The 25396-nt window shown below is 36.7% G+C and carries 24 protein-coding genes; 8 read left to right on the forward strand and 16 right to left on the reverse strand.

Annotated elements, in window-relative coordinates; translation table 11 throughout:
* The first annotated feature begins 66 nt into the window (after positions 1-66).
* Complete coding sequence (locus ABTV71_RS21825; protein ID WP_433901054.1) at positions 67-1896, forward strand: DUF262 domain-containing protein; 1830 nt, start codon at positions 67-69, stop codon at positions 1894-1896.
* A 111-nt stretch (positions 1897-2007) separates the two neighbouring features.
* Here ABTV71_RS21825 and ABTV71_RS21830 read toward each other — a convergent pair whose 3' ends face one another.
* The 6 genes from ABTV71_RS21830 to ABTV71_RS21855 all read right to left on the reverse strand — a co-directional run bounded on the left by ABTV71_RS21830 (position 2008) and on the right by ABTV71_RS21855 (position 6571).
* The gene (locus tag ABTV71_RS21830; RefSeq protein WP_433901055.1) at positions 2008-2454 is read right to left on the reverse strand and encodes a nuclear transport factor 2 family protein; all 447 of its coding nucleotides are present in this window, start codon (positions 2452-2454) and stop codon (positions 2008-2010) included.
* Between the two features lie 390 nt (positions 2455-2844).
* Positions 2845-3399, reverse strand: coding sequence for a S41 family peptidase (locus ABTV71_RS21835; protein ID WP_433901056.1), 555 nt, complete (start codon positions 3397-3399; stop codon positions 2845-2847).
* Positions 3375-3917 carry a hypothetical protein gene (locus tag ABTV71_RS21840; RefSeq protein ID WP_433901057.1) on the reverse strand — a complete coding sequence of 181 codons (543 nt, stop codon included), beginning with the start codon at positions 3915-3917 and terminating at the stop codon, positions 3375-3377. The genes ABTV71_RS21835 and ABTV71_RS21840 overlap by 25 nt, the downstream gene beginning before the upstream one ends.
* Positions 3918-4092: 175 nt before the next feature.
* Positions 4093-4539 carry a nuclear transport factor 2 family protein gene (locus ABTV71_RS21845; RefSeq protein WP_433901058.1) on the reverse strand — a complete coding sequence of 149 codons (447 nt, stop codon included), beginning with the start codon at positions 4537-4539 and terminating at the stop codon, positions 4093-4095.
* 679 nt (positions 4540-5218) lie between these two features.
* Positions 5219-5971, reverse strand: coding sequence for a carboxypeptidase-like regulatory domain-containing protein (locus tag ABTV71_RS21850; RefSeq protein ID WP_433901059.1), 753 nt, complete (start codon positions 5969-5971; stop codon positions 5219-5221).
* 162 nt (positions 5972-6133) lie between these two features.
* A complete protein-coding gene (locus tag ABTV71_RS21855) occupies positions 6134-6571 on the reverse strand; it encodes a nuclear transport factor 2 family protein (RefSeq protein WP_433901060.1) in 438 nt (145 codons plus the stop codon).
* A gap of 223 nt (positions 6572-6794) precedes the next feature.
* Here ABTV71_RS21855 and ABTV71_RS21860 point away from each other — a divergent pair, with 223 nt between their 5' ends.
* Together ABTV71_RS21860 and ABTV71_RS21865 are read left to right on the forward strand one after the other, a co-directional pair.
* On the forward strand, positions 6795-7403 hold the full coding sequence (locus ABTV71_RS21860) for a hypothetical protein (protein WP_433901061.1): 609 nt from the start codon (positions 6795-6797) through the stop codon (positions 7401-7403).
* Positions 7404-7416: 13 nt separating this feature from the next.
* Positions 7417-8268 carry a hypothetical protein gene (locus ABTV71_RS21865; RefSeq protein WP_433901062.1) on the forward strand — a complete coding sequence of 284 codons (852 nt, stop codon included), beginning with the start codon at positions 7417-7419 and terminating at the stop codon, positions 8266-8268.
* A gap of 58 nt (positions 8269-8326) precedes the next feature.
* On the opposite strand, the gene ABTV71_RS21870 is transcribed toward ABTV71_RS21865, so the two are convergent.
* The 3 genes from ABTV71_RS21870 to ABTV71_RS21880 all read right to left on the reverse strand — a co-directional run bounded on the left by ABTV71_RS21870 (position 8327) and on the right by ABTV71_RS21880 (position 16261).
* Entirely contained in the window at positions 8327-15091 is a 6765-nt protein-coding gene (locus ABTV71_RS21870; protein ID WP_433901063.1) for an RHS repeat-associated core domain-containing protein, read from the reverse strand.
* Between the two features lie 75 nt (positions 15092-15166).
* The gene (locus ABTV71_RS21875; RefSeq protein ID WP_433901064.1) at positions 15167-15355 is read right to left on the reverse strand and encodes a hypothetical protein; all 189 of its coding nucleotides are present in this window, start codon (positions 15353-15355) and stop codon (positions 15167-15169) included.
* Positions 15356-15814: 459 nt separating this feature from the next.
* Positions 15815-16261, reverse strand: a complete 447-nt coding sequence (locus ABTV71_RS21880; protein ID WP_433901065.1) for a nuclear transport factor 2 family protein — start codon at positions 16259-16261, stop codon at positions 15815-15817.
* Positions 16262-16450: 189 nt separating this feature from the next.
* Between ABTV71_RS21880 and ABTV71_RS21885 the strand changes: the two genes are divergently transcribed.
* Entirely contained in the window at positions 16451-17761 is a 1311-nt protein-coding gene (locus tag ABTV71_RS21885; RefSeq protein ID WP_433901066.1) for a hypothetical protein, read from the forward strand.
* Between the two features lie 396 nt (positions 17762-18157).
* On the opposite strand, the gene ABTV71_RS21890 is transcribed toward ABTV71_RS21885, so the two are convergent.
* The 6 genes from ABTV71_RS21890 to ABTV71_RS21915 form a co-directional block, all read right to left on the reverse strand.
* On the reverse strand, positions 18158-18529 hold the full coding sequence (locus ABTV71_RS21890; protein WP_433901067.1) for a hypothetical protein: 372 nt from the start codon (positions 18527-18529) through the stop codon (positions 18158-18160).
* A gap of 241 nt (positions 18530-18770) precedes the next feature.
* Positions 18771-19163: a hypothetical protein gene (locus ABTV71_RS21895; protein ID WP_433901068.1), complete on the reverse strand. Its 393-nt coding sequence runs from the start codon at positions 19161-19163 to the stop codon at positions 18771-18773.
* Positions 19164-19354: 191 nt separating this feature from the next.
* Positions 19355-19708: a hypothetical protein gene (locus ABTV71_RS21900; protein ID WP_433901069.1), complete on the reverse strand. Its 354-nt coding sequence runs from the start codon at positions 19706-19708 to the stop codon at positions 19355-19357.
* Positions 19709-19898: 190 nt separating this feature from the next.
* Entirely contained in the window at positions 19899-20336 is a 438-nt protein-coding gene (locus ABTV71_RS21905) for a nuclear transport factor 2 family protein (RefSeq protein WP_433901070.1), read from the reverse strand.
* A 154-nt stretch (positions 20337-20490) separates the two neighbouring features.
* Complete coding sequence (locus ABTV71_RS21910) at positions 20491-21000, reverse strand: hypothetical protein (protein WP_433901071.1); 510 nt, start codon at positions 20998-21000, stop codon at positions 20491-20493.
* Positions 21001-21032: 32 nt separating this feature from the next.
* Complete coding sequence (locus ABTV71_RS21915; protein ID WP_433901072.1) at positions 21033-21608, reverse strand: suppressor of fused domain protein; 576 nt, start codon at positions 21606-21608, stop codon at positions 21033-21035.
* Between the two features lie 674 nt (positions 21609-22282).
* On the opposite strand from ABTV71_RS21915, the gene ABTV71_RS21920 reads away from it, so the two are divergent.
* From ABTV71_RS21920 to ABTV71_RS21935, 4 genes are all read left to right on the forward strand, one after another.
* Entirely contained in the window at positions 22283-22789 is a 507-nt protein-coding gene (locus ABTV71_RS21920) for a YfbM family protein (RefSeq protein ID WP_433901073.1), read from the forward strand.
* A 71-nt stretch (positions 22790-22860) separates the two neighbouring features.
* Positions 22861-23403 carry a hypothetical protein gene (locus ABTV71_RS21925; RefSeq protein WP_433901074.1) on the forward strand — a complete coding sequence of 181 codons (543 nt, stop codon included), beginning with the start codon at positions 22861-22863 and terminating at the stop codon, positions 23401-23403.
* A 32-nt stretch (positions 23404-23435) separates the two neighbouring features.
* Positions 23436-23978 carry a hypothetical protein gene (locus tag ABTV71_RS21930; RefSeq protein ID WP_433901075.1) on the forward strand — a complete coding sequence of 181 codons (543 nt, stop codon included), beginning with the start codon at positions 23436-23438 and terminating at the stop codon, positions 23976-23978.
* A gap of 70 nt (positions 23979-24048) precedes the next feature.
* Complete coding sequence (locus ABTV71_RS21935) at positions 24049-24795, forward strand: alpha/beta hydrolase-fold protein (protein WP_433901076.1); 747 nt, start codon at positions 24049-24051, stop codon at positions 24793-24795.
* Positions 24796-24892: 97 nt separating this feature from the next.
* On the opposite strand, the gene ABTV71_RS21940 is transcribed toward ABTV71_RS21935, so the two are convergent.
* A complete protein-coding gene (locus ABTV71_RS21940) occupies positions 24893-25246 on the reverse strand; it encodes a nuclear transport factor 2 family protein (RefSeq protein ID WP_433901077.1) in 354 nt (117 codons plus the stop codon).
* Between the last annotated feature and the right edge of the window lie 150 nt (positions 25247-25396).

Below are 25396 nucleotides of genomic sequence, written 5' to 3' on the forward strand. Positions count from 1 at the left end.
TTGGTTTACGAGAGCCTATAAGGTTCAGCCTCATTGATCATTGCCGCATCGCTCTATTTATTTCTTATGAACAATGAACAGCGCTTTTCTATAAAAGCAAGAACATGTACGCTCAAGTATAATCAACAAGACCCATCATCAATTATTTTGGATGACCAAACCGGGTATGTAATTCCAATCTATCAGCGGCCTTACGCATGGACTGAAGATCAGCTTCGAAAATTTATCGCTGATATTTTTATATCCTTTTGGGGAAACGATAAAAACGCTGCATCTGAGCCAATGTTTATCGGGACTATGCAATTATCACCGACAAAAAAAAATGAAACCTTTGATATTATAGATGGCCAACAACGACTAACTTCCTTCTTACTTTTATTTAAGGTGCTCCAGTTAAAATATCCGGCATGTGAGGAATTATCCCGCATCAATCTAAATTGGCTTTCAACGGAGGTGAACAACAAAACACAGCAACATTATCTGGATGAATTTATCCACAAGGACACCTTATTTTTCGATAGAGATTCACAGAATCCGTATGACCGTAACGCTTTTGTAATAAACAAACATATTAATGAACATACTTCAGATTCAGAAATTGATGACCCGATGGCGGGTGACTTTGCATTTGATATTAATAAATTTATACTTTATTTGCTTAGCTCGGTTTATTTCGTTGTTATCGAAACTCAAGCGGGTCTTTCAAAGATATTGCAGATATTTAATGCCATTAATACTACAGGGCTTGATCTTAATGGCGGGGACATCTTCAAAATCAGAATGTATGAATACCTAACAAGTAAATTAGGTCTGGATCAAGAAGTATTTAATGATATCAGTGCGCTTTATAAAAAGATAGACGAGTGTAACACGAACATAGGATACGTCTTCAGTGACATGCGTGGTATTTTGAATATCTACCAATATATTTTGATAGCAAAATTTAAACTGCCTGTTGGTTTATATAATTACAGCTCAGACCGTTTTTTTGAACATTTATTTGATACGATAATTGGAAATCAACCACAGGAACACTTTAAAAATAATGTAGATAATCTAACCTTGTCGCTGAAGGATATAGAACGTATTATTGAGGTGCGATTTGAGTGGGAAAAGAGATGGAAAGCAGCAACTGATTTTACGTTAGAAAATGCTTGCGCTTTTAATTTCATATGGATGTCAAGGTATAGTCGTTATTGGGAACTTGCTTTCGTTGTTATATACCGGACATATCAACAACCGGGATATTGGGAAAACATGTTAAACTTTATTGTAAAACTGAATAAACTCTTCTTTATCTACAGTGTACGCTTTCAGAAATTGAAGGGTGAGATCTACTACGGGCTAATGCACCATGTCATCGACGCAATTGTGAACAGATCGCTCGATGACGCTATCCGGCTCATCGATAATGCAATTGGAACCGAACAGCAACATAATAACGGGTGGTACGACCTTAACTTCTTTTTGACGGAGAATCTCACTGAAAATACAAAGAGAAAAAATCTGATATGCAGGATGTCATCCATGCTACATGAAGACTATTATTCAAATAATGCTAAAGAGTTACAAGAAATTCGTAAACAGCTCTTCGAAAACCCCATTGATATTGAACATATCCAGTCTTTCCACGATAAAGACCTAAAGAAAAGAGAGCTTATTTGGCAGGAATGGCAAGAAAATATCAATTCATTAGGGAATTTAATGATTCTAGAGCAACACTATAATAGATCCATCAGCAATAGCGAGTATAAAGACAAAGCTATCACTTATGCTAAAAGTAAATTTTCTATTGTCAAAAATCACCATGATCGATATTCATTATGGGATCTATCGAAGTGTATTGAGCGAAAAGAAACCGAAAAGAATAGGATACTCCAGTATCTATTCAATTAAGAATTCATAAAAACAGAAAAAGCCACATCTCACGACGTGGCTTTAAATAAACATATGATTCACTATTGGTCAGCTTTGGGAATGACCTAGCTGACCAATAGTTATTGAATATTATTTATACGAATTGATTGATTTGGACACTTTCCATTCATTCCCCATACGCTCCAACGTAACCAAGTCAGTCTTGGTAAAGCTTTCAAATTTCAAGGTCACTTTAGCCACCATATAGTCTGCGGACTCCTCGATGATATCGGTAGTTACTGTACAGTTCAGCTTTTCGCCTTTTTGCTTTTTCAAGGATTTGATAACTGCTTCACGGCTATGAGATTGTGCATTGGAAGCTTGGATTTTTTGGCTGAAGTCTTCAGCAAACAATTGTTCTACTCCTGCCGACTGGCCTTCGGTTGTTACCGCAACATAATGGTCAAGGGCAAAGTCTGCTGTAGAAAGGTTAACGTTTGCTTTTGCTGCTTTTGAACCTGGTCCTTCAGCGGCCATAGTGAATGTGGATACTGCGATTAAAGCTGCTGCTGCGAATGTTTTTACTAATGCTTTCATAATGTCTTTATTTTACTGTGTTAGTTTTTTTATCTGTTCTTATTTGTTGACTCAAAACTACAACACAATACGCCGCTAGCCTATGGGCTTTAGACCAACGATCAGGAAAACTCGGTGAATGGCGGGAATGGGGAGGTGTATGGAACTTACTAATAGATATATAAAATAGCAACAAAAAATACGGCAATGCATACAGCAATTGTATTCACAAAATATCTTTTACCTTCTTTTAGTAATCTTGACCAAGATATATTCATAAGAAGATGATATACCCGTAAAATACGCTTCGATAAATTGCCCACACTAATTTGTTTTGAAAAAAACAAATCAAATAGTTTCTTTTCGTCCATCTGTCTTTTACTTTATCAACTGCAATTTCATTATTCGAAGTTAAATCCCCTTTGCTCTCAAAAACTCAATCGCTTTATTGATAAATACTGATTTTTTTTCCAGCGTAAATCGATAGCGTTCTTTAAAAGTTCTGATGTTTTCCGGATAATCAAAATCAACGATGATATCTGGACTTATACCTTCTCCAACATGATAAGACTTCCCTTTCCGATCATGCAACAACGCTGTCATTAAATTAACGGAATAACCCTTATCCACATAATAAAGTTCATTGCTCGAAGTTAAACCATTCGTCTTTGCCCCGATTAAAGTGACGTTCTTTTGTCCTAAGAAGTGGCTCGCTGCAATTTCGCCCGAACTTGCAGTGATATTAGAGACCAGAACAATAATGGGTATCTGATTATATTTAAGCGGTCGGGCTTGGACGGTATCGAATTTACAATATTTAGCTTCAATGCTATCGTCAATATATAAACCATTTTGGGGAATCTGAAATTTATCTATTAAAACCTCCTTGCCATCTTTATCTAAGGTTCCATCAAAATAAGAAAAAGTTTGAGTCGTATCAATTAAGCTATGAAAGAGAGTAACCATTGGTACAAAAGCGCCCCATCATTTTCAGTTAAATCAATAATCCAGGCTTTCGGATGCCTTCCATCTAGTTCAAACAACTGTTTTTGTAAAGTATCAATGTAGCGTCTATGCTCCAAAAGTACACCAGGTACATTGATATATGCATATTTATCTTCAATTAGACGATGTTGAAAATTGAGCGGAGACATTCCTTCTTTCTCATACGTCGTACTTGCGATCATTTTAATGAATGCCAAATTATCAGTTGTATCTTTAACACGAGCGACACTGGAATGATGGTCCTTTAATCCGGAAACTATTTCTTTAAACGTTGACAATAATGAATCTGTCTTATTTAAATTCTTAACCTTTCTATTGGTCTCTGTACGTAATCGGTCAAAGTCAATCTTGCTCCGCATAAAAGAATGGGCTTCCAACGTATCGATAAATTGATTTGCTAATTTGATTACCTCAATATTTTGAGCATGGCAAATATTTAAAATGAAAAAACAAGCTATAAAAAAAAAGAGTTTGTTCATAAATTAAAGATTAATAATATATCAAAAATAAAAAAAAGAACGGCAATTCTATTTAACGTTTGCAGAAATAATATACTAAAAAAACCACATCTCACGACGTGGCCTTAAAATAAACATATGATTCACTAGTGATCTGCCTTGTACCGGGCTTGGCAGATCACTAGTTAGTTAGATACTATTTATACGAATTGATTGAATTGGATACTTTCCAGCTGTCCCCTTCATGTACTAAGGTAACCAGGTCAGTCTTGGTGAAGCTCTCAAATTTCAAGGTTACTCTGGCTATCATATAGTCAGCTGATTCTTCAAGAATATCGGTGCTTACTACACAGTTCAGCTTCTCTCCTTTTTGCTTTTTCAATAATTTAACTACGGCACTACGGCTGTGATTTTGTGCATTGGAAGATTGGATCTTTTGGTTGAAATCTTCGGCGAACAATTGCTCTACTCCTACTGATTCACCCTGTGTCGTTACCGCAACATAGTGCTCCAAGGCAAAGTCTGCTGTAGAAAAGTTAACGTTTGTTTTTGCTGATTTGGAACCTGGTCCTTCAGCGGCCATAGCGAATGTGGATACTGCGATTAATGCTGCTGCTGCGAATGTTTTTACTAGCGTTTTCATAATGTCTTTATTTTATATTGTTAGTTTTTAGTTCTTATTTGTTGACTCAAAACTACAACACAATACGCCGCTAGCCTATGGGCTTTAGACCAACGGACAGGAAAACTCGGTGAATGGTGGGAATGGGGAGGTGAATGGACAACTCATGGCAAAGTTCTCTTTTTTAAAAGTTTGCAATACAGTATTTATTTGCTTAAATTGGCATAACAGAGATTTATAGGAAAAAGTTATCAATTCAAAAAATCATGGAACCAATCTTTAGAAAACTAATGTACTGCCTAATGTTTTTTGAGGCATCATGGATATTTTTTCGCTGTATAAATGTTGGGGTCGATTCGTTTACTCGTGGGCTTTCAATTATGCTCATATCCCAAATAGCAATGGTAGTCATGACATTATCAAAACAAAAAAAGAGCAGTTCATAAAGTCGGCTCCAACAAACAATGTAGTGAAAAGCTTCTTATCATCCTGTGCTGGGGCATCTGTCGTCGGTGCTAGAATTGTGCTTTAGGATATATATGCAAACGCTCAATGGGACGAGGTTTATCGAGACTGAAATTATAGGTGATATGGACAATCACCTATTAACATTCAATGATTTCTCAGCATTTATTCCTTTTATCATATTGGGGGTATTTTTTCATTATACACTGTACATAAAGAAAGTCACTAAAGTTACTTAAGGCTCGATAAATTCATGATAACTATTTTTGATGTACAGAATAATATCATAGTCGGACATGTATTTTGCTGTGTCAATATTCGGACGGTACAACTGCATGAAAGTTTGTAGAGAGTCACCTTTAAGGCCCGTCAAATTTTGAACCATACGCTTTGAAAAGGTATTGTCAAGATACCGCTCTTCTTCTTCCTTTATCAATTTCTGTTGTAGCTTGGATTGGGGATTACGTTTTTTTCCTAACATAGAAATTACAGAAAGCACATCAACACTAATCAGCGAGGCCGTACTATTGCTAGCTTGATTAGGGTGTCTCGGGACATTTGAAGAATAGCTTTTGGTGATGAAAATGTCTTTAAATTTGGGCTTGCTATAATTGAAGGTCTTGGCAAATTCTTCCCGAAACTTTAAGGAATCAGCCTTATAATTTCTTAAAGGATTGATCTTGACTTCATCCAACAAAATTGTTGTTTGCTCCATATATATAACCAAATTATCAAGGTTGCTATTACCAACTATATATTTTTCCTCGCGATATCCGATTGAAGAAAAGGTGATTGTATCTCCAAGCTTAATGTCTGACAATATAAATTTGCCATAGGCATCGGAATAGGTATTGCGCGAAGCTAATTTGATCGAAACACCTATAAGAATATCACCCGAATGCCTATCTTTAATCGTGCCTTTCAGATCTTGTGCAGAAGATAAATTTGCGATAAAGAGCAATAGCAACAACAACCTTAGTCTACTCACTTTCAATCAGTTTTAAAATAAAAATATTATAAAACTAAACATTTAGCAAGGTGATTAACTCTTTTTAACGCATACACTTTGAATAACCACCGGCTATCCAAATAAAAAGCCACATCTCGCGATGTGGCTCTACAACATTTATATATTTGACTAAAGGCTCAGTTATTTATAGGAATGGATCGACTTGGACACTTCCCAGCTGTCGCCTTCGCGCACCAAAGTCACGAGGTCAGTCTTGGTGAAATTTTCGAACCTCATAGTCACTTTAGCGACCATGTAGTCGGCTGACTCTTCGATGATATCGGTGGTCACTTTACAGTCCAGCTTCTCTCCTTTTTGCTTTTTAAAGAATTTAACAACCGCGCTACGTCCATTGGCAGCTTCATTAGCCTTCTGGCTGAAATCTTCAGCAAACAGCTGCTCCACGCCTGCCGACTCGCCTTCGGTAGTGACCGCAACATAATGCTCAAGGGCAAAGTCTGCGGTTGAAAGGTTAACGTTTGCTTTTGCTGGTTTAGAACCTGGTCCTTCAGCGGCCATAGTGAATGTAGATACTGCAATCAAGGTTGCTGCTGCGAATGTTTTTACTAGTGATTTCATAATGTCTTTATTTTATTTTGTTAGTTCTGTTGTTCTTATTTGTTGATTCAAAACTACAACACAATACGCTCCTAGCCTATCGACTTTAGACTAACGGACAGGAAAACTCGGTGAATGGCTGGAATGCGGAGGTGAAAATAACAGGGATTTTTATTTTAAATATCACATTAAATAATGACCTTTATCTATCAATTATCCATTCATAAATTTCTTAAAAGATAGTATGGTTAACAAAAATGTAATTAGGAACCTATCAGATAGAGAACTTGAAAAATATATAGAATCAAACAGTCGGTCGGTAGCCGATGCAGTACAATATGCCTACGAGATTTTGCAAGAACGTGGACGGACTTTCACCGTTTCAGAGACAGAGCATATCGAAGCTTTAATTGCTAAAAAAAGAGAAGATGAAAAGATCGTGGATGAAGGATGGGACAAGGGGCTGACCGAGGATGTAAATGCAATAGAGTTATATACAAATACACTTATTTGGATCCTGTCCGTTGTATTCGGAGTCCTGTTTGGAGGAATACTTCAGATACTGAACTTTATAAAAATAAAAAATATAAAAGGCGCTATCATAACAGCTTTTTATAGTATTATCTATATAAGTATTCAAGTAGTTCTCATAAATTATATCCGGCAAAATTATCCAGACATAATTCACGACATATTTTATGTTAACTTTATTCTTTCAGGTATTGGAGCTACAGGTTTATTTTTTATTCGACAACAACTTTTTCCTAGAGATCTCCAATATAGAGCTAAATCTTACATCATACCTATAATTGCATCGATAGCAATTTCGATAGCGCTATTCTATTTATTTTAAAAAGCATAAATTCATGATTAAGTTCAATTTTATACTGCTGTTCATTGTCTTATTTTCTCAAGCAAAAGGACAAAGCTCAATAATTTTTAAGCTAAATTTCCATCCCAATCAAGAATATGAATATACCACAAAGACTTCGACCAAAGTAACGATCAATTTCGAAGGAAATCAAGATTTAATCGATGCCTTAAAATTACAAGGGTTTAATCTTCCTGCCACCGTAATCTCCGAAAGCGAAATAAAAAGTATCACACGCACCAAGAAAAAAAAAGATAATAAAATACCTTTTTCTATGGAATATGTATCGATAGACGCTTACCAGAATTTCAACAATATAGAATCAAAAATTGAAAACCCTTTAGAAGGCACCATAATTTATGGAAACTATGAAAATAAATCCCAATCGTATTTATCTACTGTTGATTCTATAATCAATTATAAACTGGATACGAAGAATAAAAATTTATTAAAACATTCTATTGAGAAGTTGGTAGATACCGTTTATACTGAAATACCAATAGGCTTAGGACAATCATTTAAAAAAGAGGCCATAATGGAAGTGCCTATACCAAATTATGGACAGTTAAAATTTATAACGACTACTCGTTATACTCTGAAAGAGATTACAAATGGAAAAGCATATTTCGAAACAGTTATAGATCTAAAACCATTATCTTCCGAAAATTTAATAGAAATCCTATCTACAGGTGGGGGGCACGGGAATACTGTGTATGACATTATGGATAATATAGTTACTAACAATAAAATTGAGTATACCATTCCTGTAAAAATAAAAAGGGAAAATTTGACAATAACAGCCCAAATTAATATCCAAAATTCAGACATTGTAATTGTAAAGAGATAGATGTTACCGGTTAATGCAATGGCAAAAGGGAGCTAGATCCCTTTTGCCATTGCATTAACTATCTACGGTTATTTATTATATTGAAATTAACTTGATTCAACAGATTTGTGCTAAAGTCAGTCATAAATCGATCAAAAAATTTAATTCCATCAAAGTAAGTACGATCAAGATAGTACCCAAGACCAGCACCGATCATTGCACCTCCAGCAGAACCGACTATCCCTCCGAGCCGGGATCCAACAAATGTAGCTGATAATGAACCAATATAAGCGCCACCCATACCACCAATGTGCCCGGTTATAAGTCCCGATGATACTGTTTTCACAAATCTAAATGTATATTCATTCTTTGTGATACCTCCGTATGTCTTTAGTTTTGAGTCATAATAAATTTCTCCTCCCATTTCAATATAATCCGTAACACCAAGTTTCAAATTTTTACCCAAAACAGTTTTTTCAATCCAGTCGTCTAAAACTTTATCAAGACCAGATTCTTCAAGAAATTTGACTGTAAGTGAGGTGCCGGATTTAATTTGATCCAATTTTTTCTTTTGTTCAGCTGTTAAATTAGCTAACTCGTCTTGATCTGGCCCCACTATTTTATGCATCGCATGATTTAGTCCCGAAACAATACCGCCAATTAATACTCCCTGCCAAAAATTACCTCCTGTCAACTCGGCGCCAACTCCACCTGATATTGCACCAAAACCTATCATTCCATAGGTACTTTGCGAAAACTGTCCTAATCCAAGACCATTCATGGCTCTACCCCATCCATAGGCTCCTAAGCTACCGAATAAGCCAGCAGCAGCTGCACTAAAGAAATTCTGTCCTTGTACTAATCCTAATACTCCCTGTGAGGCACCATGAGCACCAGCCTGCAATAGCGCATTACCAATCGTATTTGCAGCAGCTTTGAAAATCGAACCAATACCAAAGGTGACTGCACCAGATACTGCTCCAAACAGGGTAGCTTTAAGTGCACCACCCAAATTCCACATGCCAATATTACCCGAAACCGCAAGGCCAACTGTATAAGCAGCAAGCCCTATCGCAGCTCCAATAAATATAGCTTTTATCAATGGTATCGCAAGGAGACCAAAGAGAAACTCGCCACTCGGATCATTGTACATCATTGGATTATTTAACACATACCCGTATTTATTGTAATTCTGGGTATTAAACATATCCTGAATATGCTCGTCAGCATTTAAAAATCTTCGCAAACGTGGATCATATAGACGACCGTTCATATGAATAATCCCAACCGTAGCTAAATGCTCGTGCGAAGTATATCCTCGATCCAAAAGCTGCATATCACCATGAGTGAGATTGCCCCAGGCATCGAAATGCCGCTCTTCCAACAAAGTACCGTCTGTATTAGTGATGGCCAGAATGCTCCCCAAATAATCCTTGTGCAAAAACTTATAAGATGCAGTAGTTTCTGAATAATCTTTCAGACAAACAATATTACTTTCATAAGGTGAACTGCCGATATAGATCAAATGTTTTTCCTGTCCTGTACTATTGTTACGGACTATTTCAAAGCTTCCATCGGCGCTGTAATATTTAGTATACTGTCCTTCCCATTGTGAATTTGCGGCATTGTCAATTTCTGCGCCAGCAGCTTTGCCACCATAGCTGACCATTTGTCGCATATTACCTAGACCATACCCAAATCGCACATCGCCTTGTTGACCACTGATATAAATTGGATCGTTGTTTTCATTATACACCGCCTGCTGGATCAAATCACTGCCATAGCTCTGCTTCCCATCTGTACTCAGCTTGACACTTGAGGGGCGGTAGATTTTTGCAGCATTGTCAAAACGAACCGCTCCTATATTATCAATCGTAGTGATACGTCCCTGGATATCGTATACATTAGAAGAACGTCCTCCGGTTTTTGGATCTGTCCAATCAATAAGACGATTATTCCCATCATATGTAAAGGTTTCTGTCAGATTAATATTTCCATTCCTAATCCTTTCCTTCAGTTCATTACGCACAGCATCAAAAGTATACTCCGCATTTAAGACTCCTTGCTGTGTGTTCTTAAGAAAATCTTGCTCATCATAGGTGTTTTTTATATTGGTATACCCCAATCGTGCGCGCACAATTTTACCACTTGCACTGTTTTCCTGTCTACGCCATAACTCCTCGCCTGTTGTTTTATTGACAATTTTTTGAAGAAGCCCACTCCACTCTTCATATATGTGCTGAATTGCAGCAATCGTCTCGACGGTACCTGATTTCAAACTTTTTACATAGGAAATCACCCGCGATTTGTCATCATATAGTATGTCCCGCTGCCCATAAATACGGCCATAGCTTTCCTCCGTCTTCGTCAATAATCGACCATAAGTATCGTATGTTGTGGTTATCTTAAATGCTTTACCTTTTGATGTCCCTGACTGTGTCAACAACTGACCTTTCGTATTGTAAGCATAATTGATCACCTTATCGGTCAATCCCACTACGGTCGATTTTTCAATCTGCTGTGTCAGCTGCCCTTTGGTATTATAACGGTATTCTTTATAACCTTTGGGGCTCGTTTCTTTGGTCAATTGCCCCAAACCATTGTATATATAGGAGTGAATGCCATTTGATGGATCATCAAATTTAGATTTGCGTCCCCAGGCATCGTATTCGGTTTTTACAATATTGGCCCCATACTTAGCCGAAAGTTGTTGTCCCGAGGCATTGAATGTAAAGTTGATGATCCCCCCTTTGTCCTCAGAAATGATAACATTACCAAGTGCATCTGTGGTCTTTTTACTTATACGCTGATAGCCGTTTACTTCTTCGGTTATAGTAACCCTCCCCGACTGTCTCGTACGTATTTGTTTGCCATGAAATGATGTTGCAGTAACTATGCTTGGGAATACACTGTCATTATAGCTGATCGTATTCCATTTAGGTTCGAATCTATCGCGATGAGGTTCAGATTCCTGAACTTTTCGACCTAATTCATCATAGGTTGTCAATACTGAAAGACGTGTATCTTTATCTCCTTCGATCCATATATCAGCGTCTCCCCCTTCGATGATATATCCTTCGCGATTAAAACCTCGTTTTCTAACCTTGACCTCTTGCCCCAATTTATTTATAAATGTAGCAATGGTCATTCCTGTAGGTTGAAATTCACTGGTTTTAGTACCCCCATCATCCATTTTTTCATAGGTAAACGTTGTCGTTCCGCCCAAGGTGGTCTTCGCACTCAATGTTTTGCCCCAGCCATCATAAGTGTTTGTAATTTTATCACCCATGGGATCTGTTTGGGTGAGCACCAATCCCCAATCGTTGTACGTGATCATTGTTGCCAATCCCAGGTTATCTGTCTTTTTTATAACAAATCTTCCTTTGGGATCGTACTGTGCCTGTTCTGTTTCTGTTAACGTATCAACACTATTGGTAAGAACCTTTTTTGTGACATTTCCGAAACCATCATAGGTATAACTTTCCTGTATCCAAGCAGTATTGCTTTTATTATATACCTTCTTCGAAGAAAGTAAATTACCGGTATAGCTATATTCTTCCTTAATAGATTTTACGTCTGCATAAGCATTGACCGTCTCAACTTTGCTTATTGGGCGTCCAATATAATAGTCTTTTCCCAAACCACTCGGATTATGGCTATAGGTCAGTACTGTATTGACAGTCGAAAAATTCGTGTTGATGACTGAAGTAGTAATCGCAGGTAGCAAATAGTCCCCATAGGTTATCGTATTTTCTTCGACAATGTTCTTAAGGAAATCTTTGCTTACTATTCTGATTGGCACTATCGCTGTCACAGCTTTTGATGGCGTCGAACGCTTGTATTCCATAGACTTAAACGATAATAGTTTTGTGTTGGACACAGAAAGATCGACAGGAAAAATAAGATTGTCGTCAGTAACAGTACGTACGCTCCACTCTTTGATCGGCAAACCTTCATTTAATGGATCAATCTCTACACCACTCCATATTTTGGTCGCTTTGAGAAGGTCGGTATACCATGTGGATCTTGCTGATTTTCTAAAGCCAATCATTCCCTTGCCAAGCACATTGGTGACAAAGCCTCGGTATTTGAAATCTTGTTTTCTGTTTCCTTGTTTTAATTGTGAAACGACTAATGTCCGTGACATACGCCCTAACTCGACATACGGGTATAACTCTTTTTTTGTCCCAGCATAGAATCCCGGACTTACTTTCGGGTCCAACTCGGCATATTTAATCTCCGTAACGATTCCGCCCTGATTAATAGAAGTAATGAAGCTTTCATCCGCAACATTGTAGTGGGCATATTTGACCAATCTGCCTTGTCTAAAGACCAGAATATTTTCATTAAAATTATTGATCTTAAAATCGCCGACAAGGGGAGAAAAATGTGCTAAAGGAGCACTCCTTGGCGCGAAAAAGGAAGCATATCCTTTAACTTCCGTCCAGTAGTTGTTATATTCTGCCGGATACCAATCCATTTTATAACTACTGCGGCTTTTGAGTGTACTACCATCTATATTGGTTGGAACAAAGACAACATTACCATTGGCATCCATGCCTTTGTTCTCATGATAAAGAATCATAAATTTGGTAGTGGTACCATCGCTGTTATCTGCCAAGATATGAGAGTAAAAAGCAACGAAATCAGCTTTTCCATCCTTATTAAGATCCTGCACAAAATATTGTCTATTGATGAAACGTGAATGTGTCTTTCCGTTAAAGGTCAAATTCTCTTTATACAACTCAAAATTCGGTAAATTCTGCACCCTAAATCCAGCCCCTGTGGATATATACAATTTCCACTGCCGGCTATCTATAGCTTGAGGAACCAGCAAATCTGTTTTTCCATCTCCAGTAAAATCTCCTACGATTGCACGGTGCCTCAACCCTTCAATCAAAACATTACTATATAGAGATGTCGTGGGTATATAATCGCCAGATGTATTTTTCTTGAAAACAGTCAGATTTGGCTTTCCCTGACTATCAAAAGTGATAAAGTCTACACTACCGTCTCCGTTAAAGTCTCCCTGGAGTACGGAACTTCCAAAAAAATTTTCGAAAGGAGAATCAATATGGATAATTCTAGCCAACTTTGCTAATTCAGTTTCTCCCGGTTTTACAACAAGATAACTATAACGTGTTTCTTTGGTTAACTTCGGTTCTTTGTCCCCATCGACTTCTAATGAAGATGCCACATCTCTTATAGTAAATATCAATTCTGAAACACCATCTGCATCAATGTCAAGCGCTCTAACACCCAAAATTAACGTATTATGCCAATACTGATTAACTTGTGTATTACTAGAATCCCTGAGCACTGTCTGATCATAAATATCAGCTGGAATCGTCAATACAAATTCTTCTTTCAATTGTTTATTCCCCGACTCTGTTACCAATGAAAATCCCTTAATCAAAATATCAAATCTATCTGGGGCGGAGCTTGTTGTTGATGGAACTGGTTGATAAATGCTAAAACCTTGTTGTGGTAAGAGTTCTCCTGCCGCATTTTTTAAAGTAATTATTGTCGCGGACTTAAGTTGTTCCCGTGTAAGCATTGATCCCACAAGCACTTGCTTTGGCCTTTCATCGTCAAATACACTTCCGAAATGATAAATACCAGCTGGATGACTGACGGGCTGTGTACAGACAGATTCCCAATATCCCGCCTGAGAATCATTGTCACCTGATGCGCCACCTCCAGGATGGTAGACTTCTTCATATTTGAGACATTCCTGAAAAGCATCCACATATTTGATAATATCAATTTTCCCATCACCATCAAAATCACCATATAGTAAATCGGGAGATGAATCGTTAGTAATCCAAGTTTGCTTCCAGCCTCCTGAGACAGATTTTTTATAATCGAAGATTACTGGTGTAGCTGCCTCTCCCTTACTATTTAGCTCAGTAATGGATTTTAGAAATTGATAGTGATTTCCTTTATTGTCTTTTTCATAAGCCATATTGTAAGTTTTAAAAACTGTCCCATTTGCTGTTACCTGGATGGCGGACAATAAATTTGTCTGGACAAAAAGTTTCCCTCTCATATAGGAAGTTTCGCGAAGCGCTCTCGATACATAGGTAAATGTAATACTGTTAAAATGGGCAGTTCCGAGTGTTTCATTCCCCCCCCAATCAATACGATCAATTACCGCAACGTTGTTTCCTTGGATATAGCTGTACAAAATTGCATTTCCTTGCGGGTCTATCCATTTGACAATATTATATTCCATTTGGGTTCTGGCATCCGCGTTGATGCCATACAATGCTTGGGAACCGTCTTCAAAAGTCACTTCGAAATGAGCAGGTCCGTTTTTCTCCACATTCTGTCCTACTGATTTAATTTTTATATTAGAATATTTCTCCGTGACGTATTCTGCGGCATCTTTACCATATGCTCCAGACTTTAAAATAAGCCTTTGCCCATTGAACATATAATAATCCGCATAGTCAAATTGAATAGAACGAATTTCACCATCTTTGTCTATAGTACGCCCCATTCTTGATATACTTGTTATGCCCGAAATTGTCCATCCATAGCCAGCTATGCCATTTCCAGATCCGCTATTATATTGCAAGTTGATCTGAGGCGCCACCGTTTTAACTGCCGGAGGAAGTGCGATCGGCAATATGTATTGCAATTGTCCATTTGAATTCACATCAATTATACCTTTAGTATCGTGAAACGGCATATTGCTTACGTTATCGCTTGGATTGACAACAGCGGCTTTAACCTGTATATCCGAACTTACTTTAGGCAATGTATCATTTACTGTTTTAGGAGCTCGTCCTTGTTCTGCAATCTCATTTACCGATTGCTCTGATTTATTTAAATTTTTCATGTTTTAATACTTTTTCTGTCAATTAGTTTTACGCTGTTAGAATCGGCTGATTCCGATATTCTGACTTATGATTTCTTAACTTACTTTAATTACTTCTCTACGAATCTGATTGCCCGAATCGTCATACTGAAATACTAGATCAGAATCTGATGGGGCAGCCAATTCAGCTGTTTGCATTTCAGCTTTTAGTGATGGTTGCTGCAAAACTTCTCCATCAATATTTTTTTCTATAGCTTCAATTTGCTTGTTATACTGTGTTTTCATAAACTCCTTTATTTTTTATATTTATTATTATTCAATGCAAGCACTATTATTGTTATAGTTGGGCCTGCTACACCTAAAATTGATCACAGTTTTTTTCGGTTATAACTTTTAATAAATTCATCTCAATCGATGTATTTATTTTATTTGCATTCCAAAAAATAATGTGTTTCGAAAATCAGTTACCATCCATGTAACCCGACCTTCCTTTTACAGTTCAAACTAATCCATATTACATCCTATTTTTGTTTAAAAATCTACTTTCATTTGTCTAGGAATAGCTACCCCTTTAAACATGATGCTAAATTAGTTAGTAAAAAAATGAAATTGTGATATAGAATAAGTAATCTAAGCGGTAGATGGGAGATACCGAAAACTCAGCAAAGACTGACGTCTTGCAATAAATAAAAGCCACGTCTCTCGACATGGCTTCACAACTTATATATTTGTAAGAGATGGCTCTTATTTATACGAATTGATTGATTTGGACACTTTCCATTCATTGCCTTCGCGCTCCAAGGTAACTAAGTCAGTCTTGGTGAAGCTCTCAAATTTCAAGGTCATTTTAGCTACCATATAGTCTGCAGTCTCTTCGATGATATCAGTGCTTACTGCACAATTCAAACGCTCACCTTTTTGTTTTTTCAGAGATTTAACCACTGCTTCACGGCTATGAGATTGTGCATTGGAAGATTGGATCTTTTGGTTGAAATCAGCAGCGAACAATTGCTCTACACCTGCTGATTCGCCTTCGGTTGTGACCGCAACATAGTGCTCAAGGGCAAAGTCTGCTGTAGAAAGGTTAACGTTTGCTTTCTCAGATTTTGAACCTGGGCCTTCAGCCGCCATAGCGAAAGTGGATACTGCGATTAAAGCTGCTGCTGCGAATGTTTTTACTAGAGTTTTCATAATGTCTTTTTTTATTGTGTTAGTTAATTGTTCTTATTTGTTGACTCAAAACTACAACACAATACGCCCCTGGCCTATGGGCTTTAGACCAACGGACAGGAAAACTCGGTGAATGGCGGGAATGGGGAGGTGAAGGGCAATAATAAATTATCGACTTTTTGATAATCTGAGGATAACAGCTATCTTTAATTGGAAAAGCTTCTACAAGTCCAAATGATTGAAATTTCCTATCAACAATATAAAGTATTAATCTATACTGATCACCAATATACAGTTGAGTCCGCCGATAATCTAAGACTCTACAAACGGGTATATGTTGATGATTCTTGGGATCGATATAGCAACGTATCCAACCTTGCCATTTTAGTAAAGCATGGTGAGGATGAAGTGGCTAGTGCTATTCTTTGTGATACTGGGGTTTTCACAGGATTGAGCGAATCCTCCTTTATAATCGAGGAGAGCGTGCTTTATATTTGCGCGGGGAATAAACTGTACTATTTAAATATACCAGACTTGACGCTCAAATGGACAGGACAAGTCGATTACGTAACGAATTTCAGTGTTCAGAAATTAGAAGATGATTTACTCGTACATGGTGAGCTTGAAATCATAAGAATAACAAAGCTCGGAGAAATAAAATGGCGATTTGGAGGACACGATATCTGGGTAAATATTGATGGTTTCCCGGTGATAACTATATTGTATGACTGGATTAAACTGGTTGACTACCAATCAAATTGTTATTCTATCGGATTCGATGGAAATATTATTTCTAAAAAAGGAGAGAATTATACAACGGCAGTCATCTATTCATATGATAAAATCATAGGGTCAGCAAAACTAGAAGCTGGGGATTTTTCCATGGGAGGGCTATTTGGATACTTTACCCCAACTCAAACATATTTTGAACAGATTCAGCAGCACGCACAGAAATTTCTAAATACAAATGGTCAGAATTTAAAAGAATGGCAGGCCTTAAGATTAAATATTCAACTCGAAAATGGACTGTTTTTATTACCAATAGGCGGTATAACGATAGAAGATAGTGAGGAATTGCCAGAAGCCCCTAAAAGAATCGATCTAGCGGGAGTTGACACAAAAATAATTGAGGATTTTATTATCGAAAATCCTCCAAAAGTCTTTGTAGAATATCCTTGGGAAGCAATATCTATTGACAAAAAATTAGCTTTCGAAGATATGTTGTATAAAGAAATCTATTCATCAGGATCTATAGTCGATTATTTACGGAGCCATTCTACGAACACTATTTTAAAAGGAGCCAAAGTTTCAGCCTTTTGCATAAATATTAATTCATCTCAGGTTTTATTTGAAATACAAAGTAAAAAGATCGATCAACGCTTTGCATTAATAGCATTCAAGAAATCCGATCGAGATGGAACTCGTTTGTTAACGGACATTAAATTATTTGATGATTTTGACGAATTCAAATATCTGAAGATGTATCCTGACAGAAACGAATGGGTACAACTAAATCTGTAATGTCTACCTTGCAGGCATTTTCTTGCGGAGGATAGGTCAACAAGAATGACATTAGAATAATTAAGGTCTTCATAAAGCTTAAATAAGCCAATATAATTTATCAAAAATAATTTACTCAAAATAAAACTATTTCAAATCGGCTATTGCTCTTATTGTACAAAACGGCTACAAGCTACCTTTCGAAAGAAAGGACCGACATAAAAATTGGCGTAGTAAAGTGAAAATCCAATTGTCTTCAAAAACATTGGATGACGAAACAAAAAAGAGGAAACGATAGGAAACATAAAAATTACTGTACAAATAAACGCTAAGAGAAAGGGTCTGATGAGAATCAGGCCCTTTTGACGTAAAAAACAGATTCATAAAATCTTTATATTTTTCACTAAAAATAATTTGTCATTTTTTTAGCATACATTTTATTATCATACAAACATTGGATAAAACAAAAGGGAAAACCATTGCCCAAAAATCTCTATTATTATGATACTTTTGAACAAATTCAAACAAATCTCCGCCATTTATCTGCCAAAGCAGAAGCATTAAAAAGACATAGGCAATCAAAAAAGATATTATATAGCTAACATATTCTTTCATTGAGCGTACCAGCCTATTAAATAAAAAAACAAACGATATCATGATAAAAAACGTAGCTCCTTGAAGAATAAAATATTGAAAAAAAAGATTAGTTCCAGGTCTAAAGACTTGAGTTGTAAAATAAGTTAATATCAAACAAGCTATAATTGCTACTATAATATTACTTTTTAACATCGCCTCTTATTTAACTTGATATGCTTTAATAATATACAACCATCTTTGATTGAGTGTGCCATTTTGTGCGGGATAACGTTTTTATAAAACTTTGCCAATAAGCTCCCCTCGACCGGAGGAATGTTTCTTCGGTTAGGATAAATGGTATCAACGCCTCGTGTATTGGTACCGATATAAAATCAAACTTTATCATAGTATAATTAATCTCCGCCATAGCTGAGTTATAGAAAATTAGCCGTTTTCAATCATCCTGGCTTTCAATCAAATCTCTAATGCTATTTGACCGGTCAATTATTTTTAGCCAATTTTCTTTTGCAAATTCTTCTCTCATGGTAAATATCCTGTTATAAAAAAATTCTTTTGTTTGAGAAAATGTCCATCGGACTCCAGAATCTTTGAAGTGAATTTTATACTTTGTCCGTAAGTCAGTTCGAGATAAAAAATCCGTACTTCTAGTCTTATAGGTTGCTATATAAATTGTGCCATCGGAACTTACGAATCTTTTATTTAGGATGTATTTATCAAAAAAATCATCATCACTTGAATGATAGTAGCCATCAAACATCAAAAGCTCCGTGATCAACTCTAAATTCCAATCAATAAGATCTATTTGTATAATAGGAAATTCCATCATTTGCTTCCCTTTGATCTCTATATTCGATTAAAGTTATCAAAAAAATCACTCCAATAAAATTATTTCAAATCGACAGCTGTTCTTACTATACAAAACGCCTACAAGCTACCTTTCGAAAGAAAGGTTCAATATAAAATTGGCGTCGTACAGTGAAAATCCAATAGTCCTGAAAACATTGGATGATGAAACAATCATTCACACACTCTATTATCTAAGTTGTGGAGGTTTCCCAAACTATCGGTATTAAAATTAACGGTTCCTATACCGGCATCTCCATCAGCATAATTACTAAATACATACTTCATATTCGGTTGTAAATAAAATGATTTTATTCCCGCACCAGGATAATTTTCTAATAAATTATTATCCCGAGTAATGTCTGTCAGGTCGACAACTATGCTATCTTCAATAGAAAAACTTATGATATTGCCGCTTTTTGAGATAATTGTTTTTTGAACCGTATTAATACAAATAGCATTTCCACTACAGCTTTGAATTATTAATATTATTATAAATAAACAGAAATTATTTTTAATTCTTCTCATATTCTTTATTCCTAGCTTGCTACAAAGCTAGATAAAATCCTCTACAAATTAATCCTAACGTAATGGATCCGATCAACTTAAGGCCCTTTTGACGTAAAAAAGCCACATCTCACGACGTGGCCTTAAATAAACATATGATTCACTAGTGGTCAGTCTTGAGTTAACTAGACTCACCACTAGTTATTGGAGACTATTTATACGAGTTGACTGAACTAGATACTTTCCAGCTATTCCCCTCACGTACCAAAGTAACCAGATCAGTCTTGGTAAAGTTTTCAAATTTTAAGGTTACCTTTGCAACCATATAGTCAGCTGATTCTTCTATGATGTCTGTGCTTACCGTACAGTTTAACTTCTCTCCTTTTTGCTTTTTAAAGAATTTGACCAGCTCATCACGCTTATTGGTAGTTACATTTGCCTTTTGGCTAAAATCTTCTGTAAATAATTGATCCACCCCTGCTGACTCTCCTGCTGTAGTAACCGCAACATAGTGGTCTAAGGCGAAGTCTGCTGTGGAAAGATTAACGTTGGCTTTTGCCGATTTGGAACCTGGTCCTTCAGCGGCCATAGTGAATGTAGATACTGCGATCAAGGCTGCTGCTGCGAATGTTTTTACTAGCGTTTTCATAATGTCTTTATTTTATTGTGTTAGTTGTTTTGTTCTTATTTGTTGACTCAAAACTACAACACAATACGCCGCTAGCCTATTAGCTTTAGACCAACGATCAGGAAAACTCGGTGAATGGTGGGAATAGAAAGGTGAAGGGATAGACTATTAGTTGCTAAGGGACAAAAAAATCATCAAAAGCGATACAATCTACCCGTATTTCTTTTTGTTTGATGATAGCTCTTGAAGCAAACATTGCTAATGGGCTTATTAGGGTAGATTTTTCTCCATTTATTTTTATCTTTTCAACATCCCACATACCGACCAAATCTATTATATGCTTGTCAAAAATAGGGTGGGCATTAAAAAATAAATTATCGTTCGAATATCCGTATGCAACGGATTTATATTTATTCCATATCAAACCATAAGAAATCCCAGTTTGGTAATCATTTGTCTCAAGAAAGAATACAGTGTCGCAAGATAATATAAAATTCAAGCTATCCATATCAATAACTTGTCGCCTAATATTCGCGTCTAGATCATATCCTTTTTTTCTTAACTTATTCTTTATTTGAATTTCAGATATTTTGGACGATACATTACTGGCAAGTGCTGCCTGAGCAAATGAATACCCTCCAAAAAAGAGTATCATCCAAATTAGTAATAAAATCTTTTTACTCATTATTATTCAATCAGGTGGATTCGCCTTTTATATTAATTTTTAAATTTGATGATATTGTCCCGGAAAGGGTCCAAATAATCTAATCCTCTTTCTTCAAATATTTCCTCAAGCTTTTCGGCACCATATTCCCTTTTAAAGGCTAATTCATCTTCTGTAATAGGCACTAACCAATAAAAATGGATTGATTTATTATCTTGAAGGGTGAGAACTTCTAGTTGGGGTCCGTCCAGATAAGGTAATGAAATCAACCCATAAGAGCAGGAGGAATCCAGCCGCCATCCTCTTCCCCAATTGATGGTATGCCAGTGTCCTAAACGCGAGCCGAATCTATGGAAATGAGCAACTACGATTAATGACTCAACTAGGGTTTGGTCTTGCTCACCAGAAAAAATGTGCAGTTCGAGGGCAAATTCATCATCAAAGCAGGACATCCCCAAAGTGGCATAAGCCCACATGCTGCGTTCGGTTGTCGGGGGAAATTCCAAGATCCGAAAATGATCACCTAAGTCCCGATATGGACCTTTTTCCCAAGTAAGCGCCTTATAATATTGTCCCCAATTGGAGATATAGTGCGCTAAAAGTTTTTGATGATATAAGTCTTTGTCCATTTTAATAAGTCAATTCAAGTTATCAAAAATAATTTACTCCAATAAAACTATTTCACATCGGCTACTGTTCTTACAATACAAAACGGTTACAAGCTACCTTTCGAAAGAAGGGTTCAACATAAAATTGGCTTCGTACAGTGAAAATCCAATAGTCCTGAAAAACATTGGATGACGAAACAAAAAAGAAGAAACGATAGGAAACATAAAAATTACTGTACAGGTAAACGCTAAGAGAAAGGGTCTGATGAGAATCAGGCCCTTTTGATGTAAAAAAGCCACATTACGACGTGGCCTTAAATAAACATATGATTTATCCCAAAAAACGCTAGCGAACTGCATCATCCGCCACAGGCTTTTCTCCGAAAACGATGTAACATATTCGCTTTGCGATTATCGCCGCAGTGTAGTGGCAATCTGCCTACCATAGTTCTGTTGCTTATTACAAGCACTATAGTTCTTCATTAATAGCAAAACCAATGCGCCAATCAACAGGACTTAAGACAAAATATCGATACGCCTCACCGAGAAAATTTTAAAATAACTAAATTTAGTTTATTTGTTTTAGATGGAGCCATTTGTTAACTTTATAGAAACACAATATTTAGTAAGGCCATATCGATATCAAAAACATCGGTATCAAAGAATGACATTTTAATCTTTAAACTATAATAACCATGGGGATGATCCAAAGCTATCTACGTATAGATAAAGTAACGCTTAATAGCTTTATCGAAGATAGTAGCCGTCTAGAAGATATTATATTCAAACAGGATATTACTGACAACGAAAACTTCCTGGATTTGGATAAGGCTTGGGAGGGAGTTTTTTTCCTAATAACCGGACAAAGTTTGGCAGAGGCTGTCGAAGGAGAAGCTCCGCTTTTGGGTATACTTATGGGACCTACAGAAATTGATCCCGACCAAGATATGGGCTATGGTCCGGCGACATATACTACAGCTGAGCAAACTAGAGATATCTATAATGCAATTAAAGGTCTGACAAAAGACGAGCTTTCAGCAAACTTTGATCCTAGTAGAATGACAGAAGAAGGTATCTATCCCGACATTTGGGAAGATGATGAAAATGCGCTGGAATATCTTCTGGATTATTTTGATGACCTCAAAAACTTCTATAGAAAAGCAGTGGAGGAGGAAGAGGCTGTGGTTACTTTTTTGGGATAAACCCATAGACGAGTTTTTTGAAAAAAGGAATACCTTGAATAAAACGAACCTGCCAATTTACACTAACGATCATGAAACATCTAATATTTACAATGCTTTTAGCATTAGCATATTTACTAAACTACGGCCAGACGACAGTTAAAGAATCGAAAGCGTCCAACGGTATACCCATTATGTTTGTTGATAGTGTGCGGATAGGTCAAGCAGACCTGCAAAAATATAATCCTGATGATATTGCTACAGTCACTGTTTACAAAGACAGCACAAAATTTAAACATCTAGACAATAACGCGATTGGAGCCATTTACATTGAAACGAAACAATTCAGCAGAAAACGATTCCTGAATTACTTCAAATCTAAATCACAAGAGTTCAAACAACTTTTAGCTTCAGAGCATAGTGATAACAGCTTTCAATATATCCTTAATGGAGAAGTTCTGAATAAAGATTATGAGGGAAAGCTAACGTCTATTGATGATAAAAATTTTAAGTCCATTGCAATTATTCGCAAAGATGAACTTGTGAAGAAATATGGCGAAACAGAGAAAAATTTTGGAATATTGATCGTCTCGAATGTTCCAGAAGTCTCCCCTAATGGAAAGAAGAAACTTTAAAAACTATATTCAATTTTGAAAAAAACGCTGTTATGGTTAACTTAGAAAGCAGGAAAAAACTTGCTTACCATTTACGCCATTTAGTAATTGGGCTTATCAGTAATGAAGAATTTGAAGAATCAATTACCGACGATGTTTCTTTCGGCTGGTTGCCTGAACAATACTATCGTTCAAAAGAGGCAAAATTTGATGATCCTATTATAAGGCCAATGCTTGAACTATGCTGGTGTTTGTATAGCGACTTAGAAAATCATAAACTTACGGGTAAACACCAACTCTCTGATGAAGAACTGAAACATGTTGCTCGGATTATTTTATTCCTGAATTCCGATTTTGAGTACGAGTGGCCTTACTTTGATCGTATAAATCTGCTATTACGGTTTTCATTTAAAGACTTGTTATTTACCGCACTGACCTTGGGGCAACATTATGTGGTGAAACTAAATGAACGAAAGGAACAGTATGAAGAATTTAAGAATACAGGAGATCATGACCTATGGCCGTTTATAAACAAAGAACAGTATGAGCAGCAATTGAGAAAACAACCCTTTTTATGGGGTCGGAGACCAGATTAAATTTAGCAAATAGTTCTCTTTGTTCGTGCAAAAGAAACTGTATTCGGAATAAGATTCACATCTAATTAGAATGACTATTCAATTATTTATCAAAATTTTCAGTTCAAGGAACTATCTACTTGTCAGTATTCTTTTAATTATCTTTTTTAGCTTTTTTATCTCGCAATCCTTTGCGCAAGAAAAGCTAAAAGTCAATTACAAACACCTCACCTATCTACCTAAAAACTATAATAATGACACGTCCAAATATCCATTGGTTATCTACCTCCACGGTGGATCTCAAAAGGGAAATAATTTAGAAAAACTAAAGATTTATGGTCTCCCCTATTTGGTAGATCAAGGAAAGGAATTCGATTTTATTATGGTCGCTCCGCAATGTCCAGACGGGAAATATTGGTCCACGGAAAATTGGTTTGATTCGCTATATGATGAAGTTACCTCCAAATACCGCGTCGATAAAAGTCGTGTCTATGTAACCGGAATAAGTATGGGAGGTTACGGAACGTATATCGCAGCCTTAGATCACCCCGAAAAAATCGCAGCTATTGTTCCATTATGCGGAGGAATAAATGATAACGACACCACTCGGATTTGTACCCTCAAAGACATTCCAATCCTGACCTATCACGGCACGGCAGATGACGAAATCTCCATACAAGAAACAGAACGAATAACCGAATCTCTAAAGAAGTGCAACGGCAATATCATCTTCCATCGCCTCACAGGTAAAGGGCATGGTATCCAATACCTCTATGAAACTGAGCCCTGGATTTACGAGTGGTTGTTGATGCAGAGGAAGACGAAGAGTAATAAATAGCAAAAAGCCACATCTCACGACATGACCTTAAATAAACATATAATTCACTAGTGATCTGCCTTGTACTGATATCGGCAGATCACTAGTTAGTTAGATACTATTTATACGAATTGATTGATTTGGATACCTTCCATTCATTACCCACACACTCCAAGGTAACTAAATCTGTTTTGGTGAAATCCTCAAATTTCAAAGTCACTTTAGCAACCATATAATCTGCTGACTCCTGGATGATGTCGCTAGTTACTGTACAGTTTAGCTTCTCACCTTTTTGTTTTTTCAAGGATTTGATCAACGCGCTACGGCTATGGGTTTGCGCATTTGAAGCTTGAACCTTTTGGCTGAAATCGGTAGCAAATATCTGCTCTACTCCTGCTGACTCGCCCTCAGTCGTTACCGCAACATAGTGTTCAAGGGCGAAATCTGCTGTAGAATGGATATACTTGAACAAGCTGACCCCTCAAAATTGAATTAGATTTAGGGATGCATATAGCGTTTAAGGCTGTTATTCAACTGCCATACTGGCTGATGTTGACCCCCTAATTCATTTTTCAGTTCATTGCGCTGGAGCATGCTGACCCCTTAGCAAGTAGTTTTTGTT

Origin of the sequence: Sphingobacterium puteale (assembly GCF_050986225.1) — a bacterium.
Taxonomy (GTDB): domain Bacteria; phylum Bacteroidota; class Bacteroidia; order Sphingobacteriales; family Sphingobacteriaceae; genus Sphingobacterium; species Sphingobacterium puteale.

What these genes read in the sequence shown, in the direction of transcription:
- ABTV71_RS21825 (WP_433901054.1), top strand. Translation starts at nt 67, where the DNA reads ATGAACAATGAACAGCGCTTTTCTATAAAAGCAAGAACATGTACGCTC.
- ABTV71_RS21830 (WP_433901055.1), bottom strand. Translation starts at nt 2,454, where the DNA reads ATGAAAGCATTAGTAAAAACATTCGCAGCAGCAGCTTTAATCGCAGTA.
- ABTV71_RS21835 (WP_433901056.1), bottom strand. Translation starts at nt 3,399, where the DNA reads ATGGTTACTCTCTTTCATAGCTTAATTGATACGACTCAAACTTTTTCT.
- ABTV71_RS21840 (WP_433901057.1), bottom strand. Translation starts at nt 3,917, where the DNA reads ATGAACAAACTCTTTTTTTTTATAGCTTGTTTTTTCATTTTAAATATT.
- ABTV71_RS21845 (WP_433901058.1), bottom strand. Translation starts at nt 4,539, where the DNA reads ATGAAAACGCTAGTAAAAACATTCGCAGCAGCAGCATTAATCGCAGTA.
- ABTV71_RS21855 (WP_433901060.1), bottom strand. Translation starts at nt 6,571, where the DNA reads ATGAAATCACTAGTAAAAACATTCGCAGCAGCAACCTTGATTGCAGTA.
- ABTV71_RS21860 (WP_433901061.1), top strand. Translation starts at nt 6,795, where the DNA reads ATGGTTAACAAAAATGTAATTAGGAACCTATCAGATAGAGAACTTGAA.
- ABTV71_RS21865 (WP_433901062.1), top strand. Translation starts at nt 7,417, where the DNA reads ATGATTAAGTTCAATTTTATACTGCTGTTCATTGTCTTATTTTCTCAA.
- ABTV71_RS21870 (WP_433901063.1), bottom strand. Translation starts at nt 15,091, where the DNA reads ATGAAAAATTTAAATAAATCAGAGCAATCGGTAAATGAGATTGCAGAA.
- ABTV71_RS21875 (WP_433901064.1), bottom strand. Translation starts at nt 15,355, where the DNA reads ATGAAAACACAGTATAACAAGCAAATTGAAGCTATAGAAAAAAATATT.
- ABTV71_RS21880 (WP_433901065.1), bottom strand. Translation starts at nt 16,261, where the DNA reads ATGAAAACTCTAGTAAAAACATTCGCAGCAGCAGCTTTAATCGCAGTA.
- ABTV71_RS21890 (WP_433901067.1), bottom strand. Translation starts at nt 18,529, where the DNA reads ATGTTAAAAAGTAATATTATAGTAGCAATTATAGCTTGTTTGATATTA.
- ABTV71_RS21895 (WP_433901068.1), bottom strand. Translation starts at nt 19,163, where the DNA reads ATGATGGAATTTCCTATTATACAAATAGATCTTATTGATTGGAATTTA.
- ABTV71_RS21900 (WP_433901069.1), bottom strand. Translation starts at nt 19,708, where the DNA reads ATGAGAAGAATTAAAAATAATTTCTGTTTATTTATAATAATATTAATA.
- ABTV71_RS21905 (WP_433901070.1), bottom strand. Translation starts at nt 20,336, where the DNA reads ATGAAAACGCTAGTAAAAACATTCGCAGCAGCAGCCTTGATCGCAGTA.
- ABTV71_RS21910 (WP_433901071.1), bottom strand. Translation starts at nt 21,000, where the DNA reads ATGAGTAAAAAGATTTTATTACTAATTTGGATGATACTCTTTTTTGGA.
- ABTV71_RS21915 (WP_433901072.1), bottom strand. Translation starts at nt 21,608, where the DNA reads ATGGACAAAGACTTATATCATCAAAAACTTTTAGCGCACTATATCTCC.
- ABTV71_RS21920 (WP_433901073.1), top strand. Translation starts at nt 22,283, where the DNA reads ATGGGGATGATCCAAAGCTATCTACGTATAGATAAAGTAACGCTTAAT.
- ABTV71_RS21925 (WP_433901074.1), top strand. Translation starts at nt 22,861, where the DNA reads ATGAAACATCTAATATTTACAATGCTTTTAGCATTAGCATATTTACTA.
- ABTV71_RS21930 (WP_433901075.1), top strand. Translation starts at nt 23,436, where the DNA reads ATGGTTAACTTAGAAAGCAGGAAAAAACTTGCTTACCATTTACGCCAT.
- ABTV71_RS21935 (WP_433901076.1), top strand. Translation starts at nt 24,049, where the DNA reads ATGACTATTCAATTATTTATCAAAATTTTCAGTTCAAGGAACTATCTA.